The organism is Sphingomonas sp. MJ1 (PH-R8) (assembly GCF_048058635.1).
In the GTDB taxonomy this organism is placed as follows: domain Bacteria; phylum Pseudomonadota; class Alphaproteobacteria; order Sphingomonadales; family Sphingomonadaceae; genus Sphingomonas.
Genome location: NZ_JBBEFX010000013.1, coordinates 52,366 through 68,789, shown reverse-complemented (window position 1 = coordinate 68,789; position 16,424 = coordinate 52,366). Strand labels below are relative to the sequence as shown.

Here is a 16,424-nt window from a genome sequence, read left to right as displayed (position 1 = left end):
CGCCGAAAGCGTCGGCTCAGCCGCAGCCCAGCACGGACTTCACCTCCAGATATTCGGCAATGCCGTGCGCGCCATATTCGCGGCCGTTGCCGGAGCGCTTGTAGCCGCCGAACGGCATGTCGGCGTCCGGCACGCCGCCGTTCACATAGACCATGCCCGCGCGCAGCCGGGGGACCAGGCGCCGGGTGTCCTCGGGCGCGCCGAACAAGACCGCGGAGAGGCCATAGTCGGTGTCGTTGGCGATGCGGACGGCGTCTTCCTCGTCCGCATAGGCGATCACCGTCACGACGGGTCCGAAGATCTCCTCGCGCGCGATGGTCATGTCCGGGGTGACGCCAGAGAAAAGCGTCGGGCGGACGTAGAAGCCGCGCGCGAAGCCCTCCGGGTGGCCGAGGCCGCCCACCTCCAGCGTCGCGCCCTCTGCCAGGGCGCTTGCGATCAGCTGCTGGACACGCTGCCATTGGGCCAGATTCACCAGCGGGCCGATGTGATCGCCGGCTTCGCGCGGATCGCCGACGCGGATCGCCGCCATCGCCTCCCGCGCGATCGCGACCGCCGCCTCCTGCTGCGCGGTCGACACCAGCAGCCGGGTGGGGGCGAGGCAGCTCTGCCCGGAATTGAAGGTGACGCTGCCAACGGTCGCGCGCACGGCCGCTTCCAGGTCGGCGCTCGGCAGGACCAGTGCGGGTGCCTTGCCGCCGAGTTCCTGGTGGACCCGCTTGACGGTGGGCGCCGCCGCCTGCGCCACAGCGATGCCCGCGCGGGTGGAGCCGGTGAAGCTCACCACGTCGACATGCCGGTGCGCGGCGAGCGCCTGGCCGGTCACGCCGTCTCCCTGCACCAGGTTGAACACGCCTGCCGGAACTCCCGCCTCGGCCATCACCTCCGCGAACAGCGCGGCGCAGCTCGGCGCTTCTTCCGAGGGCTTGAGCACCATGGTGCAGCCGGCGGCGAGCGCGGGCGCGACCTTGGCCACGATCTGGTTCATCGGCCAGTTCCAGGGGGTGATCAGCGCCGCCACCCCGATCGGCTCGCGCAGAATCGCGTGGCGGCCGCGGCGCTCCTCCCATTGCACTTCGCCGAGGGCGCGGAGCGTCGCCCGGAGGTGGTCGACGCCGGACATGGCCTGCGCATCGCGCGCCATGCCCGCCGGACAACCGACCTCGCGCGTCATGGCGGCGGCGAAAGCGTCCAGCCGCGCCTCGTAGCCGGCGAGGATCGTCTGCAGCAGCGCGACGCGTTCGGCGACGCTGGTGTGCGAGAAGTCTTCGAACGCGCGCCGCGCGGCCGCCACCGCACGGTCGACGTCGGCGGCGCTGCCCAGCGTCAGCTGAACACAGACCTCGCCCGTCGCGGGGTCGCGCACCTGCGCGGGGCGACCGCCGCGGCTTTCGACCCAATGGCCGTCGATGAAATGGGGAGTGCTTGGCATGTCGTCTTCCTGGCCCCGTGATGGCCCAGGGGCAAGTCGCGGCGCGCCGCCCCGGCACGCAAAAGGGGCGCCCGGATCGCTCCGGACGCCCCTCCTGCTTGCCGATCGTGAGGACGATCAGGCCGAATAGTACATGTCGAACTCGACCGGGCTCGGAGTCATTTCCCAGCGGGCGACCTCGCCACGCTTGACCTCGACATAGGCCTCGATCTGGTCGGCCGAGAACACGTCGCCCTTCAGCAGGAAGTCGTGATCGGCTTCCAGGCTGTCGAGCGCCTCGCGCAGCGAACCGCAGACGGTCGGGACCTGGGCGAGCTCTGCCGGCGGCAGGTCGTACAGGTTCTTGTCCATCGCCTCGCCCGGATGGATCTTGTTCTGGATGCCGTCGAGGCCGGCCATCATCAGCGCCGCATAGGCGAGATAGGGGTTGGCCATCGCGTCCGGGAAGCGGATCTCGACGCGCTTGGACTTGGGGCCGGTGCCGTACGGGATGCGGCACGAAGCCGAGCGGTTGCGCGCCGAATAGGCGAGCAGCACCGGCGCCTCATAGCCCGGCACCAGCCGCTTGTAGCTGTTGGTCGACGGGTTGGTGAAGGCGTTCAGCGCCTTGGCATGTTTGATGATGCCGCCGATGAAGTAGAGGCAGGTGTCCGACAGACCCGCATAGCCCTCGCCCGCGAACAGGGGATTGCCCTCGTTCCAGATCGAGAAGTGGGTGTGCATGCCCGAGCCGTTATCTTCCTTGATCGGCTTGGGCATGAAGGTCGCGGTCTTGCCGTACGCATGCGCCACCTGGTGCACGACATACTTGTAGATCTGCATGCGATCGGCGGTGGTGGTCAGCGTGCCGTAGGTCAGGCCCAGTTCGTGCTGCGCGGCGGCCACCTCGTGGTGGTGCTTGTCGCAGGGAAGGCCCATTTCGAGCATGGTGGAGACCATCTCGCCACGGATGTCGACGGCGCTGTCGACCGGCGCGACGGGGAAATAGCCGCCCTTGGCGCGCGGACGATGGGCCATGTTGCCCGACTCATATTCGCGGCCGCTGTTGGTCGGCAGCTCGATGTCGTCCAGCTTGTAGTAGCTGCTGGAATAGGTGTTCTCGAACCGCACATCGTCGAACATGAAGAACTCGGCCTCGGGGCCGACGTAGACGGTGTCGCCGATGCCGGTGGTCTTGAGGTAGGCCTCGGCGCGCTTGGCGGTCGAGCGCGGGTCACGCGCATAGAGCTCGCCGGTCGACGGCTCGACCACGTCGCAGAACAGGATCAGCATCGGGGTGGCCGAGAACGGATCGACATAGACGGCGTCCAGGTCGGGCTTGAGCACCATGTCGGACTCGTTGATCGCCTTCCAGCCCTCGATCGAGGAGCCGTCGAACATCAGGCCGTCGGTCAGCTCGTCCTCGGTCAGGATCGAGGCGACCATCGACAGGTGCTGCCACTTGCCCTTGGGGTCGGTGAAGCGAAGATCGATCCACTCGATCTCCTGGTCCTTGATCATCTTGAGGATCGTGCTGGCGGTATTGGCCATGGAACTAAGCCCTTTCTGGATAAAACCATTACCCCGCGAGGCGCCCCCCCGCGGCGGATTTCGTGCAATGCGTCGAAGGAAATGTCCGGTCAGATGGCGTCTTCGTTACGCTCTCCGGTGCGGATGCGAAGCGCCGTCTCCACGGGGATGACGAAGATTTTGCCGTCGCCGATGCGGCCGGTCTGGGCAGCGCCCGCGATCGCCTCCACGACGCGGTCGGCGAGGCTGTCCTCGACGACCACCTCCAGCTTCACCTTCGGCAGGAAGTCGACGACATATTCGGCGCCGCGATAGAGCTCGGTATGGCCCTTCTGGCGGCCGAAGCCCTTGGCTTCGGTGACGGTGATGCCACTCACGCCGACCTCGTGCAGCGCCTCCTTCACCTCATCCAGCTTGAACGGCTTGATGATGGCCTCGATCTTCTTCATGCCTCGCGTATTCCCCCCGGCCGAACACGGCCACGCACACAGGTGCCGACAATCAAGAACCGTGCCAGAGCACGAATCGCGGGGGTGAGCATCCCCGATCCGGCTGCGCCTGTCGATCCTGCCCGCCTTTTCGGCACGGCCCTGGAAAGTGCCCGCTTTTTGAGCAGGGCGAGGCTCTGTCGGTCCGGCGAAGCTCGGCAGCAGCCGGAGGCGCCGAGATGAAGGGCCGAAGAATTCGCCCGAAAGCGATCATGGACCAGCAAGCGCGTTACTTGCGGAGCGCAATCTTTCCTGCGCAGACTGGCTGCATGAAGAGAATGCTGCTGCTCGCCAGCCTGGTGCTGCCCGTAAATACGGCATCTTCGCAGTCGCTTCCGTCGCCACGCCCGGCGGTGCCTTGGCAACTGCGCGCCTGGATGCCGGGCGAGGTGCGCTGCGGCGGCACCAGCGTGGTCCCGCTGGCGCTGCGACGTCCGATCACGAGCATCCGCCGGGGCAACCGATATGATGCAACGGACGCACTCACCTATCGCTTCCGCATCGATGCCAGCGGCCGGACGCTGTCGATCCGCAGGGAAGGGGGTGGAGCGCCGTGGAGCGACGATGTCGCGCCGTCGCTTGCCGCTAGCCGGTTCGGAGTGGGCGCCCCGCAGGCGGACTGCACTATCCGCTACACGCTGCGCGCGATGTCGCCCGAGGAAGCGCCGGTCGCGGACCTGATCTCCTATTCCCTCGAACCCCAGTCGGGCGAACTGCCGCCCGATGGCTGGGCCCGGATCCAGTCGTCCCAGGCGTCGTGCCTCACGGAACCGCGGCCCCGGCCGCTGGTCGCCGTGTATCCCGATTTCGACAAGCTGCCGGGCACGCCGGGCGTCAAGCACTGGACGATGGTCGCCTATGATCAGGATGCGCGCGGGCGGCCGATCCATGTCCGCGCGGTAGAGGGGACGGGGAGTGCGGCGCTGGACCGCGCAGCCGTACGTGCGATGCGCAAGTCCCGCTTCACGGGCGGCGCCCGAGCCGGCTGCCTGTTTCCCTTTTGGCGAACACCGACGACCCTTGCGGCGCCCACGCCCCCTTCCGAGGAGAGCCTCCGGCCCGCCGACAGCAACTGCCCGCATTCCGGTGATTGGGCCACGCCGCCGACGCTGACCTATCCGAACGGCTATCCGCGCCGCGCCATCGAAGGGTGGGCGGTCGTGGCGTTCGACGTGGCGCCCTGGGGCGAGCTCGGCAACCTGCGGGTGCTGGCGAGCGAACCGACGGGGGATTTCGGCGAGCAGGCGATCCAGGTCCTGCGTTCGGCGCGCAAGCCCGCGTCCGCGACCGGGCGCTCGGGCTGTGTCGATCGGGTGATCTTCAAGATCGGCTATGGCGGATTGCCGCTCGGGAAAGATCCGACCTGAGGAGGGGGCGGTCGCGGCGTCTCTGTTCTTCGCGCCCGGTTCGTGCGACCAGCGCGACAGCCCCTTCCGGCCTTGGTTGAAAAGACGATGAGCATCCCGACCGCAGCATTCCTCGCATTCGCGCTGCAATCCCAGGCGGCGGCGCCTGCACCCGCAGTCGCGCCCGGCACGATCGCAGTCGAGGTGGCCGAGGATGCCGCCGCGTCCGATAGGCTGTTCACGGACGCGGTCACCCGCGCGCTTTCGGACGCCCGCTTCGTTCCGCTGCCGCTCGAGAGCCACAGCCGCTACATCGCGCGCGTCACGGTCACGCGCACCGAGAGCGGTGCGGTGACGGCAAAGGCAAAGGAGCCGCCGGCGATGGCGGCGCTGGGCCAGGTGTTCGTGCCGCTGCCCTCGGGCAAGAGCCAGATCCGCGGCCTGGTCTCGACCGACCTTTCAATCGACATCCTGCTGCGCGGCGGGGACACGCCCGTCTGGAGCGGCCGCGCCTCCACCGTGCAGGTGGAGGGAAGTGCGGCCGATGCGCCCGCGACGGTCGCGACCAAGCTCGCTTCCGCGCTGATGCGCCAGTTCCCGCGGCGCGATCCCGTCTCGGTGCCGTGACCGCCCCCGCGGCTATGCGGCCGCGTGAGGCGCCGGCCGGAACGGTGATGGACGGTCCGCGGCCGGCTGGGCAGGGTTACGCCGCCAGCTTGGTGGCGTCCTCCCGGCCGGCGATCAGCGCGTCCACCACGCCCGGATCGGCGAGCGTCGAGGTGTCGCCCAGGCTGCCGAAGTCGTTCTCGGCGATCTTGCGCAGGATGCGGCGCATGATCTTGCCAGAGCGCGTCTTGGGCAGCGACGGGGTGAACTGCAGCGCGTCGGGCGTCGCGATCGGCCCGATCTCGCGGCGGACCCACTGGATCAGCTCCTTGCGGAGCGCCACGTCGCCTTCCTCGCCGGCGTTCAGGGTCACATAGGCATAGATGCCCTGGCCCTTCACGTCGTGCGGCATGCCGACCACCGCGGCCTCGGCGACCTTGGCATGCGCCACCAGCGCGCTCTCGACCTCGGCGGTGCCCATGCGGTGGCCCGACACGTTGATGACATCGTCGACGCGGCCGGTGATCCAGTAATAGCCGTCGGCATCGCGCCGGCAGCCGTCACCGGTGAAATACTTGCCCGGGTAAGTGGTGAAATAGGTCTGGAAGAAGCGATCCGCGTCGTTCCACACGGTGCGCATCTGGCCCGGCCAGCTGTCCGCGATCACCAGGTTACCCTCGGTCGCCCCCTCCAGTACCACGCCTTCGGAATCGACCAGCTGCGGGAGGACGCCGAACAGCGGCTTGCTGGCCGAGCCTGGCTTGAGCGCGGTCGCGCCGGGGAGCGGGGTAATCATGTGGCCGCCGGTCTCCGTCTGCCACCAGGTGTCGACGATCGGGCAGCGGCTGTCGCCGACGACGTGGTAATACCATTCCCACGCCTCCGGGTTGATCGGCTCGCCGACCGATCCGAGCACGCGCAGTGAGGTGCGGCTGGTCTTCTTCACCCACTCGTCCCCCTCGCGCATCAGCGCCCGCAGGGCGGTGGGCGCCGCGTAGAAGCTCGTGACCTGATACTTATCGACGATCTGCCAGAAGCGCGAGAAGTCCGGGTAGTTGGGTACGCCCTCGAACATCAGCGTCGTCGCGCCGTTCGCGAGCGCGCCATAGACGATGTAGCTGTGCCCGGTGACCCAGCCCACGTCGGCCGCGCACCAGAACACCTCGCCCGGGCGATAGTCGAACACATATTGGTGCGTCATCGACGCCCAGACCAGATAGCCACCGGTGGTGTGGAGCACGCCCTTGGGCTTGCCGGTCGAGCCCGAGGTGTAGAGGATGAACAGCGGCTTTTCCGCGCCCATCGGCTCGGGCGGGCAGTCGGTCGACTCCGCCTGCACGACATCGTCGTACCAGAGATCGCGGCCCGCCTGCATCGGCACCTCGGCGCCGGTGCGGCGGACGACGATCACCGTCTCGACGATCTTGCCGGCTTCGTCCTCCAGCGCCGCGTCGACATTGGCCTTGAGCGGCACCCGCTTGCCGCCGCGCAGCCCTTCGTCGGCGGTAATGACCAGCTTCGACCCGCAATCCTGGATACGGTTGGCGAGGCTGTCGGGCGAGAAGCCGGCGAACACGATCGAATGGACGGCGCCGATCCGCGCGCAGGCGAGCATCGCGAATGCGGCCTCGGGGATCATCGGCAGGTAGATGGTGACGCGATCGCCCTTCTTGACGCCCGCGGTCTTGAACGCGTTGGCGAGGCGGCTGACCTCGTCCTTCAGCTCGCCGTAGCTGATTGTGCGCTCCTCGCCCGGCGTGTCGCCTTCCCACAGGATGGCGATGCGGTCCGGGTCCTTGGCGGCGTGCCGGTCGACGCAATTCTCGGCCACGTTGAGGATACCATCCTCATACCAGCGGATGTGGAAGTCCGCTTCCTCGAAAGAGGTGTCCTTGATCCGCTTCGGGAACCGCACCCAGTCGAGCCGCTCGGCCTCGCGCGCCCAGAACATGTCCGGATCGGTTGCGGCCTCTTCGTACATGGCGGCGTAGCGGTCCTGGTCGATCAGCGCCTTTTCGGCCCATTCGGCCGGCACGGGGTAGCAGGACTGGGTCATCATCCTCTCCATTCTCTACGGTTCGAACGCGCCGCCATCGGGCATGTCGCCACGAGCCGATGGAGCCGGCGCGCGACCGGTGTCCCCGCCATTCTCCCGCGCCCGCGCCCCCGTGCGCAAGACCAAAATGGGACGAAGGGAGCGGATGGAGGGATCAGCGATCCGCGACCGGACCGCGCGGGCCTGCGATTTTCCCGGGTCCGGCCGATCAAGTGGCTCGACCCGCAATTCGAATGCCGCCACCATGGTCGCAATTGGATCCGGGGCGCGAGCGGCGCCCTAGGTCGGCCCGGCGATGGCCCCGCACGAAGGGTCACGCCGCGCTTTGCGAATCGAAGGAGAGGGGCAGCACATGGCGACCGCACCGGGGGACATTCCCAAACATCACCCTGCCACCCAGAGCGAGAAGCTCGTCATCGCGGCGTCTTCGCTGGGCACGGTGTTCGAGTGGTATGATTTCTACCTCTACGGCCTGCTGGCGACGATCATCACGGCCCAGTTCTTCTCCGGCGTGAACGAGACCACCGGCTTCATCTTTGCCCTGGCGGCGTTTGCGGCGGGCTTCGCGGTGCGGCCGTTCGGCGCGCTGGTGTTCGGGCGGATCGGCGACATGGTCGGCCGCAAGAACACCTTCCTCGTCACCATGGGCATCATGGGCCTGTCGACCTTCATCGTCGGCCTGCTGCCGAGCTATGCCACCGCAGGCGTTGCGGCACCGATCGCCCTGGTGGTGCTGCGGCTGCTCCAGGGGCTGGCGCTGGGCGGCGAATATGGCGGCGCCGCCACCTATGTCGCGGAGCATGCGCCCAACAACAAGCGTGGCCTCTACACCAGCTTCATCCAGACGACGGCGACCTTCGGCCTGTTCGCGGCGCTGCTGATCGTGATCGGGACCCGCTTTGCGGTGGGCGAGGAAGCCTTTGCGAGCTGGGGATGGCGGGTGCCGTTCCTGATCTCGATTGTGCTCCTGGCGGTGTCGATGTGGATCCGCCTGCAGATGAGCGAAAGCCCGGTGTTCCAGAAGATGAAGGCCGAGGGCAAGACCTCCAAGGCGCCGCTCACCGAGGCGTTCGGCACCTGGCGCAACCTGAAGGTGGTGCTGGTGGCGCTGCTCGGCGCGGCGATGGGGCAGGGGGTGATCTTCTACACCAGCCAGTTCTACGCGCTGTTCTTCCTGGAAAAGATGCTGCGCGTGGACGGCGCCACCACCAACATTCTGGTGGCGGTCGCGCTGCTGATCGCGACGCCGGCGTTCGTCTTCTTCGGCTGGCTGTCCGACAAGATCGGCCGCAAGCCGGTGCTGCTGACCGGCTTCGCGCTCTCGGCGCTGCTCTACTATCCGCTGTTCCAGGCGATGTCGCACGCCGCCAACCCGGCGCTGTACGAGGCGCAGCAGACCACGCCGGTGTCGGTGGTGGCGGACCCGAACGAATGCTCGGTGCAGTTCGACCCGGTGGGCAAGAACAAGTTCGACAGCAGCTCCTGCGACATCGCCAAGGCCTATCTCGCGAAGGCCGGCATCTCCTACGGCAACGTCGTGGCGCCTGCCGGGACGATTGCGAGCATCCATGTCGGCGGGCAGGTGCTGCCGGCGGTGGACCCGGCGACGGTGACCGGCCCCGCCCGTGCCGATGCGATCAAGGCCTATGGCATGCAGGTACAGCAGGCGCTCACCGCCGCCGGCTACCCGGCGGGCGCGGCCGATCCGGCGCGGATCGACAAGCCGATGGTGGTCGGCATCCTGATCGTCCTCGTGCTGCTGGTGACCATGGCCTATGGCCCGATCGCGGCGCTGCTGGTCGAGCTGTTCCCGACGCGGATCCGCTACACCGCCATGTCGCTGCCCTATCACATCGGCAACGGCTGGTTCGGCGGCTTCCTGCCGACCACGGCGTTCGCGATGGTCGCGGCCACCGGCAACATCTACTACGGCCTGTGGTATCCGATCGTGATCGCCGCGATCACGCTGGTGGTCGCACTGCTCTTCCTGCCGGAGACGTTCCGCCGCGACATCGACTCCTGATCCGCAGCGGGAGGCGGGGTGGGGCGGTCGCGCTGGCCGTCTCGTCCTCGCTCCCGCCGCGGCGCGTTGACCAACGCCTGGCCGCTGCCTACCTCCGGAACCCATGAACCGCCCCGCTCCTGATCGACCAGCCGCATGAGCGCTCCTTCCATCGTGCTCGTCGAGGACGATGCCGCACTCCGCACGCTGACCGCCCGCGCGCTCCAGGAGAACGGCTATCTCGTCCGTACCGCCTCCGCCGCGGACGAGATGTGGGAGGCGCTGGACGCGCATCCTGCCGACCTGGTGCTGCTGGACATCATGCTTCCGGGCACCAGCGGGATCGAGCTCTGCCGGCAGTTGCGCGAGCGCAGCAACGTGGCGATCATCTTCATCAGCGCGAAGGGCAGCGAGTCCGACCGGGTCGCCGGCCTGGAACTCGGCGCCGACGACTATCTCCCCAAGCCGTTCAGCACCCGCGAGCTGCTGGCGCGCGTCCGCGCGGTGCTGCGCCGCGGCGGCCGTGAGGTACCCCCCGGTGCGCGGGAGGAGGGGCTTCGCCGCTTCGACGGCTGGACGATCGACCTGCGGCGCCGCGAGACCCTTTCGCCGACCGGCGCGGTCGTCGACCTGACGGGCGCGGAGTTCGACCTGCTGGCCGTGCTGCTCGACCACGCCCAGCGCGTGATCGCGCGCGAGCGGCTGATCGAGCTGTCGCGCACCCGCCTGGGCGACAGCTCCGACCGCAGCATCGACGTGCTGGTGAGCCGCCTTCGCCGCAAGCTTTCGGGCGCCGGCGGCAGCGCGCCGATCATCACCGTGCGCGGCGTCGGCTATATGCTCAACGTGCCGGTCGAGCGCGCTTGACCGGATTTGCGCGCTTCGTGCACCCGTCCTTCGGGTTGCTCGGCCGCATCGTCGCGATCCTGCTGCTCACCACCGCGCTCGAATTCGGCGTCAGCACGCTGTTGTACGAGCGCGCGAGCCAGTTCGCGGTCCGCGACGACGAGGCACGAAGGCTCGCCGAGCATCTCGTGATCGCGCGCCGGCTGATTACCGAGAGCCCGCCCGAGCGGCGCGAGGCGATGGCGGCCGAACTCACCACCGATCGCTACGAGTTGCGCTGGAGCCCGGAGCTGCCGCCACCGGCGCGCATTTCGCCGTCGCTGGACGGGATGCGCGAGCAGGTGGTGGACTGGGAGCCGTCGCTGGCGACCTCGGACCTGCGGTTGCGGCTGACGTCGCCCGGGCGCAGCTCGGTCGTGACGGGCGGCATACGCCTGTCGGATGGCAGCTGGCTCCATTTCCGCACGCTCGAATCGCTGCGCACGCTCAACCTCGCATGGGAGCGGGTGCTGCTGGCGCTGATCCCGGCCATCGCCCTGATCGTGATCGGCGGCCTGCTGGTGCGGCGTACGCTGCTACCGATGCGCCAGCTGGCGACCGCCGCCGATCGGGTGGGCCGCAGCGGTCCCGAAGGCGCGCCGATCCGCGTGTCCGAGGCGGGGCCTGGGGAAGTGCGCCGCGTGGTCGCCGCCTTCAACCGCATGCAGGCCCGCATTCACAGGCTGATCGACGATCGCACCCGCGCGCTGGCGGCGGTCGGCCATGATCTGCGTACTCCTCTCGCGCGCTTGCGGCTGCGCGCCGAGCGGGTGGCGGACGACGAGCTTCGCGAGACGCTCGACTCGGACCTTGCGGAAATGGAGTCGATGATCGCCTCGTTGCTCGCGTTTCTCGGAGGGGAGGGCGAGCCCGAGCAGCCGGTGCTGATCGACCTGGCGGTGCTGAGCGCGACCGTGGCGGACGAGGCGGCCGACCTCGGGCAGAACGTGACCTATGATGGGCCGGACCATCTGGAGTGCCGGCTGCGTCCATCGGGCATGAAGCGCGCGCTGGTGAACCTCGTCGAGAATGCGGTTCACCACGCCGACACCGTGTGCATCCGCCTGGCCGCGCATGCCGATGCGGTGGTGCTGTCGGTCGAGGACGACGGCCCCGGCATTCCCGAGGACTCGCTGCCGCTGGTGCTCGAGCCGTTCGTCCGCCTGGATGCCGCCCGCAAGCGCGACACGATCGGCTTCGGCCTGGGCCTGTCGATCGTCGTGCGCGCGGTGGAGGCGGAGGGCGGCCAGTTCCAGCTGTCGAACCGTCCGAGCGGCGGACTGTGTGCGGAGATCCGCCTGCCGCTACCTGGGGCCGCCTGACGCGCGGGCACCGGCGTGGCCCGGTCAGCCGAGCGTGCGGCGGACCAGCACCAGCGTCGGATCGTCTTCAAGCGGATGGGCGGTGAAGCCCATTTCCTGCTCCAGCTCGATGGCGGCACGGTTCTCGCGCGCTTCGATCGATTCGAGCGTCTTGATGCCGCGCGCCTCGGCATAGGCGGCGATGTGCTCGAGCAGCGTCCAGCTGATGCCGCGGCGCTTGTGATCGGTGCGGATCGAGATCGCGACCTCGCCCCGCTCCAGCTGCGGATCGGCGGCGAGCATGCCGGTCGCGAGGATGCGGCCCTCGTCATCGAGCGCCAGGAAGTTCTCGGTGCGATCATGGTCGACCGCGGTCATCGCGACGAGCCGGTCGTGGCCCACCTTGTCGAGCGCGATCAGGAAGCGGAAGCGGATGTCGTCTTCCGAGACATGGCGGAAGAATTCGGCAAGCCGCTCCTCGTCGCCCGGCCGGGCCGGACGGACGTGGAAGGTGAAGCCGCTGCGCGTCGTCAGCGATCCCGTCCACCGATCGGCGTTCGCCACCGGCTGCCCGGTGCCGACCCGCGCCATGTCTTCGCTGTTGTGATCGCTCATTCTGGCATCTCCCTCGTTGCGGCGCGCCTTGCCGGGGCGTGCGCGCCAGCATGCCCCAAGCCTCGGCCCGTGCCGACAAGCCCAGGCTAGGGGATGCGGCGACCCGCGGCCAGCCTGCGATGGACGGCTTCGCCGCGGCTGCCCTTGTCCTGGCGCAAGGAACGTCGCGCGCCGAGGCGGCGACGTTCGGCGATCAGAAATAGGGGGGCTTAGTGTAGCCCGCGGGGCTCAGCGTGAAGATCTCGCAGCCGTCCTCGGTGATGCCGATCGAATGCTCGAACTGGGCGGAGAGCGAGCGGTCGCGGGTCACCGCCGTCCAGCCGTCGTCCAGCACCTTCACGTCGGGCTTGCCGATGTTGATCATCGGCTCGATCGTCAGGATCATGCCGGGCTTGAGCTCCGGGCCGGTGCCGGGCCGCCCGGCGTGCACCACTTCCGGCGCATCGTGGAACAGCCGGCCGACGCCATGGCCGCAGAAGTCGCGGACCACGCCATAGCGGTGCGCCTCGGCATGCTGCTGGATCGCATGGGCGACGTCGCCCAGCCGGTTGCCGGGGCGCGCCTGCTCGATGCCCAGCATCATGCAGTCATAGGTCACCTCGACCAGCCGCCGCGCCTTGATCGGCACGTTGCCGACCAGATAGGTGCGACTGGTGTCGCCATGCCAGCCGTCGAGCAGGGGGGTCACGTCGATGTTGGCGATGTCGCCGTCCTTGAACACGCGCTCGGACGGGATGCCGTGGCACACGACATGGTTGATCGAGATGCAGGTCGAATGGGTGTAGCCGCGATAGCCCAGCGTTGCCGGCACCGCGCCGGCATCGTCGATCATGCGAAAGATCATCGCGTCGATCTCGGCGGTGGAAACGCCCGGCACCACGTGCGGCGTGACCGCGTCGAGCACCTCGGCCGCCAGGCGCCCCGCCTTGCGCATGCCCTCGAACGCTTCGGGGCCATGCAGCTTGATCGCGCCGGTGCGCGCCAGGGGAGTGTCGGCGGAGACGGTTACATATTCGGTCATGCCCCGCGATATAACGGCTCGGGTGCCGCTTTGCGAGTGCGGGGTCGGGCGCTATGCAGGGGACATGACCGTGCGCACCTGGACCGCCGCCCTGCTCGTCATCGGAGACGAGATCCTTTCCGGACGGACGCAGGACCGCAACGTGGCCCAGCTCGCGTCCTGGCTGAACGTCCAGGGCATCCGCCTGGCCGAGGTGCGGATCGTGGCGGACCGGCAGGAGGCGATCGTGGAGGCGCTCGACACGCTGCGGGCGCGCAACGACTATTGCTTCACCACCGGCGGCATCGGGCCGACGCATGACGACATCACCGTGGACGCGGTCGCGGCGGCACTCGGCGTCCCCGTGGTGACCCATCCCGAGGCGCGGGCGATGCTGGAGGCGCATTACGCCGGGCGCGGCGGGGTCAACGAAGCGCGGCTGCGCATGGCGCGCGTGCCGGAGGGCGCGACGCTCATCGCCAACAGCCAGTCGGGGGCGCCGGGAATCCGCGTCGGCAACCTCTTCATCCTGGCCGGGGTGCCGCACATCGCCGCGGCGATGCTCGATGCGCTCACCGGTACGCTGGAGGGCGGGCTGCCGGTGTTGTCCACCACCATCGGCTGCTGGGTGGGGGAGAGCGAGGTCGCCGACCTGCTGCGCGAGGCGGAGCGCGCCCACGTCGGCGTCTCGATCGGCAGCTACCCCTTCTTCCGAGAGGGGCGGGTAGGCGCCAACTTCGTCATCCGCGCGACCGACCGGCAGCTTCTCGACACCTGCACGGGCGATCTGGAAGCGCAGCTCGTCGCGGCCGGGTATCCGGTGGTCGCCGGCGGGATCTGAACCGCCGGCGCGCGGCTCGGCTCGCGTGCCCCGCTCCTGACGCTGCAATGGGCCCGCGTCCCGCCTGACGGGGGGACGCAATGCGGGCGCTTGCCTCGAGTCGTCGCGGCTCTGCCGGCGAACCACGATCTCCGGATGTTGCTCCCTCCCAGTAGCGAAGCAGGGTTCGGCCCGTCCCTCGACCGGCAGACTGTCCTTGGCCGCAGTCCCGCGAAGGAGGTGTGAAGTACCCACTCGACAAGCAACTTGTTGCGCGGCAAGTTGCGTGCAGAAATAAGGAGATAGGGGATGGATACGATCCTTCGTGTCGCGCGTGCGGTATTCGTCGCGCCTCGCCGCTACTTCCAACAGGCGCTCCGCGCGCCCGAGCCGGGCCAGTGCGGCTGCGGCGCGGAAGCCGAGATCGGCCGAACCAAATGCCACGAGTGCTGGCTCGACGAATAGGCGACCGGCTCGGCCGCGAGGCGGCTGGGCGATCCTCTCCGAAACGAGGGCGGGTCCGGGGCGACCCCGACCTGCCTCGACAGGGCCGCTCCCGTGATCCCCGGCGCGCGCCTCCGATCGCGGACGGGCGGACCTCGCGCTGGGTCGGGAGCTGCGGGCAGCCGTCGCTCGCCTGGGGCAGACGTGCGGGTAACCATCATCGCCATTGACGAGCCGATGAGAAGCATGGCAGTTGCCGACCATCGCAACCGCCCCGGCGCGTGCGACCGAGCCGGACCACGGCCTCGCGGGTGTAGCTCAATGGTAGAGCAGAAGCTTCCCAAGCTTACGACGAGGGTTCGATTCCCTTCACCCGCTCCACTTCTTTAAAGCTGAGACGATCGAGACGGCGCGAATGACGCGGGCGTGATGGGGCTCCCTTGCGCAGCACTCCGGCCAATCCCTGCGCCTCGGCGGGCCTCGCGGCGACTGCTTGTGAGCGCCTGAAGCGCGTCAGGGTAAGCGCCGCCCACACCTACAGCCGCATCTCCTCCAGCGGGATGCCGTTGGTCTCCGGCATGAAGCGCCACACCCAGACCAGTTGCAGCAGCATCATCACGCCGAAGAACAGGAACACCCAGCCGCCGACTCGGCCCGCCACGATTGGAAAGGTCCAGGTGATCGCCGCGGCCATTACCCAGTGGGTGGTGGAGCCCAGCGCCTGGCCCTTGCCGCGCACTTCGCTGGGGAACACTTCGGAGAGGAAGACCCAGATCACCGCGCCCTGGCTGACGGCGAAGGCGGCGATGAAGCCGAGCATGCCGACCAGGATCAGCGTCCCGTCCGCCACCGGCTGCTCCAGCTGGAAGCCGACCAGGAACAGCGCGAGCGCGCAGACGAGGGAGCCGACGTAGAGCAGCGGCTTGCGCCCGAAGCGGTCGATTAAGAACAGCGCGAGCACGGTGAAGACCAGGTTGATCCCGCCGACCGCCACCGACTGGAGCATGGCGCTGTCGGTCCCGGCGCCGCCCAGCGCGAAGATGCGCGGCGCGTAATAGAGCAGGGCATTGATGCCGGAGAGTTGGTTGAACATGGCGATCGCGATCGCGCAGCCGACCGGCACGGCATAGCGGCGCTGGAACAGCTGGGGCTGGCGCTCGCGCACCTGCGCGCCCTGCATCGCGGCGATCTCACGCTCCGGCTCGCCGAAGCCCAGCCGTTGCAGCACGTCCAGCGCATCCGCGGATCGCCCCTTCACGACGAGCCAGCGCGGGCTTTCGGGGAGCAGCAGGGCGACCAGCAGGAACACGGCGGAGGGCGCCGCCACGATCCCGAGCATCCAGCGCCACGCGACGTCGACGTCCATGCCGCGCGCGATCAGATAGTTGGAGAGAAAGGCGAGGAGGATACCGAGCACGATGTTGAGCTGGTTGAGCGCGACCAGGCGGCCGCGGAAGCGCGTCGGCGCAACCTCCGCGATATAGACCGGCGTGACCACCGAGGCCGCGCCGATCGCAAGGCCGCCGAGCGTGCGGAACAGCAGCAGCACCGGCCAGCTGTTCGCCAGCCCGGAGCCGAGCGACGAAACCAGATAGGCGACTGCGATCGCCAGCAGCATGCGCCTACGGCCGAACCGGTCGGCGGGAGCACCGGCCGCGAGCGAGCCGATCACCGTCCCGATCAGCGCAGAGGCGACCGTGAACCCGAGTGCGGGATCGGACAGCGCGAAATGCGCCTGCAATGCCTGGGTGGCACCCGAGATCACTGCCGTGTCGAACCCGAACAACAGGCCGCCCAGTGCCGCGCCCAGCGCACTGAGCACGATCGCGGGCGACATGCGGCCCGTGTCCACATGGCCAGAAAGCTGCCGGTCGTCGCGTGGCTGTTCGTGCGGCCGCATCGCATCCCCCCGTTCGCGAT

General features: G+C 68.7%; 15 protein-coding genes and 1 tRNA gene. 9 read left to right on the top strand and 7 right to left on the bottom strand.

The window, feature by feature from the left end; genetic code table 11:
• Nucleotides 1-16 precede the first annotated feature (16 nt).
• From VPH46_RS12035 to VPH46_RS12025, 3 genes are all read right to left on the bottom strand, one after another.
• The gene (locus VPH46_RS12035; protein WP_416611509.1) at nt 17-1,432 is read right to left on the bottom strand and encodes an aldehyde dehydrogenase family protein; all 1,416 of its coding nucleotides are present in this window, start codon (nt 1,430-1,432) and stop codon (nt 17-19) included.
• A 117-nt stretch (nt 1,433-1,549) separates the two neighbouring features.
• A complete protein-coding gene (glnA, locus tag VPH46_RS12030; protein WP_132884097.1) occupies nt 1,550-2,962 on the bottom strand; it encodes a type I glutamate--ammonia ligase in 1,413 nt (470 codons plus the stop codon).
• An 89-nt stretch (nt 2,963-3,051) separates the two neighbouring features.
• Complete coding sequence (locus VPH46_RS12025; protein WP_125960434.1) at nt 3,052-3,390, bottom strand: P-II family nitrogen regulator; 339 nt, start codon at nt 3,388-3,390, stop codon at nt 3,052-3,054.
• A gap of 308 nt (nt 3,391-3,698) precedes the next feature.
• Between VPH46_RS12025 and VPH46_RS12020 the strand changes: the two genes are divergently transcribed.
• Together VPH46_RS12020 and VPH46_RS12015 are read left to right on the top strand one after the other, a co-directional pair.
• Nucleotides 3,699-4,796 (top strand): TonB family protein, encoded by a 1,098-nt coding sequence (locus VPH46_RS12020; RefSeq protein ID WP_416611507.1) that lies wholly within the window; start codon nt 3,699-3,701, stop codon nt 4,794-4,796.
• An 87-nt stretch (nt 4,797-4,883) separates the two neighbouring features.
• Nucleotides 4,884-5,402: a hypothetical protein gene (locus VPH46_RS12015; protein WP_416611505.1), complete on the top strand. Its 519-nt coding sequence runs from the start codon at nt 4,884-4,886 to the stop codon at nt 5,400-5,402.
• A gap of 76 nt (nt 5,403-5,478) precedes the next feature.
• Here the strand turns inward: VPH46_RS12015 and acs are convergent, their stop codons facing one another.
• Nucleotides 5,479-7,437: an acetate--CoA ligase gene (gene acs, locus VPH46_RS12010; RefSeq protein WP_416611503.1), complete on the bottom strand. Its 1,959-nt coding sequence runs from the start codon at nt 7,435-7,437 to the stop codon at nt 5,479-5,481.
• A 352-nt stretch (nt 7,438-7,789) separates the two neighbouring features.
• Between acs and VPH46_RS12005 the strand changes: the two genes are divergently transcribed.
• From VPH46_RS12005 to VPH46_RS11995, 3 genes are all read left to right on the top strand, one after another.
• Nucleotides 7,790-9,460: an MFS transporter gene (locus tag VPH46_RS12005; RefSeq protein WP_416611501.1), complete on the top strand. Its 1,671-nt coding sequence runs from the start codon at nt 7,790-7,792 to the stop codon at nt 9,458-9,460.
• Nucleotides 9,461-9,595: 135 nt separating this feature from the next.
• Nucleotides 9,596-10,306, top strand: a complete 711-nt coding sequence (locus VPH46_RS12000) for a response regulator (protein WP_125960429.1) — start codon at nt 9,596-9,598, stop codon at nt 10,304-10,306.
• Entirely contained in the window at nt 10,303-11,646 is a 1,344-nt protein-coding gene (locus tag VPH46_RS11995; RefSeq protein WP_416611499.1) for an ATP-binding protein, read from the top strand. The genes VPH46_RS12000 and VPH46_RS11995 overlap by 4 nt, the downstream gene beginning before the upstream one ends.
• Before the next feature lie 24 nt (nt 11,647-11,670).
• Here the strand turns inward: VPH46_RS11995 and VPH46_RS11990 are convergent, their stop codons facing one another.
• On the bottom strand, nt 11,671-12,240 hold the full coding sequence (locus tag VPH46_RS11990) for a GNAT family N-acetyltransferase (RefSeq protein ID WP_416611497.1): 570 nt from the start codon (nt 12,238-12,240) through the stop codon (nt 11,671-11,673).
• 50 nt (nt 12,241-12,290) lie between these two features.
• Between VPH46_RS11990 and VPH46_RS11985 the strand changes: the two genes are divergently transcribed.
• On the top strand, nt 12,291-12,443 hold the full coding sequence (locus VPH46_RS11985) for a hypothetical protein (RefSeq protein WP_416611495.1): 153 nt from the start codon (nt 12,291-12,293) through the stop codon (nt 12,441-12,443).
• Here the strand turns inward: VPH46_RS11985 and map are convergent.
• Complete coding sequence (gene map / locus VPH46_RS11980) at nt 12,434-13,261, bottom strand: type I methionyl aminopeptidase (protein WP_125960428.1); 828 nt, start codon at nt 13,259-13,261, stop codon at nt 12,434-12,436. The two genes, VPH46_RS11985 and map, sit on opposite strands and share 10 nt — an antisense overlap.
• Nucleotides 13,262-13,325: 64 nt before the next feature.
• Here map and VPH46_RS11975 point away from each other — a divergent pair, with 64 nt between their 5' ends.
• From VPH46_RS11975 to VPH46_RS11965, 3 genes are all read left to right on the top strand, one after another.
• The gene (locus VPH46_RS11975; protein ID WP_416611492.1) at nt 13,326-14,081 is read left to right on the top strand and encodes a competence/damage-inducible protein A; all 756 of its coding nucleotides are present in this window, start codon (nt 13,326-13,328) and stop codon (nt 14,079-14,081) included.
• 288 nt (nt 14,082-14,369) lie between these two features.
• Nucleotides 14,370-14,525, top strand: a complete 156-nt coding sequence (locus VPH46_RS11970) for a hypothetical protein (RefSeq protein WP_416611490.1) — start codon at nt 14,370-14,372, stop codon at nt 14,523-14,525.
• Between the two features lie 286 nt (nt 14,526-14,811).
• Nucleotides 14,812-14,885: transfer RNA gene (locus VPH46_RS11965), tRNA-Gly, on the top strand.
• Nucleotides 14,886-15,039: 154 nt separating this feature from the next.
• Here VPH46_RS11965 and VPH46_RS11960 read toward each other — a convergent pair.
• On the bottom strand, nt 15,040-16,404 hold the full coding sequence (locus VPH46_RS11960; RefSeq protein ID WP_416611488.1) for a sugar porter family MFS transporter: 1,365 nt from the start codon (nt 16,402-16,404) through the stop codon (nt 15,040-15,042).
• Nucleotides 16,405-16,424 lie beyond the last annotated feature (20 nt).

Excerpts from the sequence above, each read along its gene's own strand:
- VPH46_RS11985 (WP_416611495.1), top strand. The coding sequence starts at position 12,291 with ATGCCCCAAGCCTCGGCCCGTGCCGACAAGCCCAGGCTAGGGGATGCG.
- VPH46_RS11990 (WP_416611497.1), bottom strand. The coding sequence starts at position 12,240 with ATGAGCGATCACAACAGCGAAGACATGGCGCGGGTCGGCACCGGGCAG.
- map (WP_125960428.1), bottom strand. The coding sequence starts at position 13,261 with ATGACCGAATATGTAACCGTCTCCGCCGACACTCCCCTGGCGCGCACC.
- VPH46_RS11970 (WP_416611490.1), top strand. The coding sequence starts at position 14,370 with ATGGATACGATCCTTCGTGTCGCGCGTGCGGTATTCGTCGCGCCTCGC.
- VPH46_RS12025 (WP_125960434.1), bottom strand. The coding sequence starts at position 3,390 with ATGAAGAAGATCGAGGCCATCATCAAGCCGTTCAAGCTGGATGAGGTG.
- glnA (WP_132884097.1), bottom strand. The coding sequence starts at position 2,962 with ATGGCCAATACCGCCAGCACGATCCTCAAGATGATCAAGGACCAGGAG.
- VPH46_RS12035 (WP_416611509.1), bottom strand. The coding sequence starts at position 1,432 with ATGCCAAGCACTCCCCATTTCATCGACGGCCATTGGGTCGAAAGCCGC.
- VPH46_RS11960 (WP_416611488.1), bottom strand. The coding sequence starts at position 16,404 with ATGCGGCCGCACGAACAGCCACGCGACGACCGGCAGCTTTCTGGCCAT.
- VPH46_RS12015 (WP_416611505.1), top strand. The coding sequence starts at position 4,884 with ATGAGCATCCCGACCGCAGCATTCCTCGCATTCGCGCTGCAATCCCAG.
- VPH46_RS11975 (WP_416611492.1), top strand. The coding sequence starts at position 13,326 with ATGACCGTGCGCACCTGGACCGCCGCCCTGCTCGTCATCGGAGACGAG.
- VPH46_RS12020 (WP_416611507.1), top strand. The coding sequence starts at position 3,699 with ATGAAGAGAATGCTGCTGCTCGCCAGCCTGGTGCTGCCCGTAAATACG.
- VPH46_RS12000 (WP_125960429.1), top strand. The coding sequence starts at position 9,596 with ATGAGCGCTCCTTCCATCGTGCTCGTCGAGGACGATGCCGCACTCCGC.
- acs (WP_416611503.1), bottom strand. The coding sequence starts at position 7,437 with ATGACCCAGTCCTGCTACCCCGTGCCGGCCGAATGGGCCGAAAAGGCG.
- VPH46_RS12005 (WP_416611501.1), top strand. The coding sequence starts at position 7,790 with ATGGCGACCGCACCGGGGGACATTCCCAAACATCACCCTGCCACCCAG.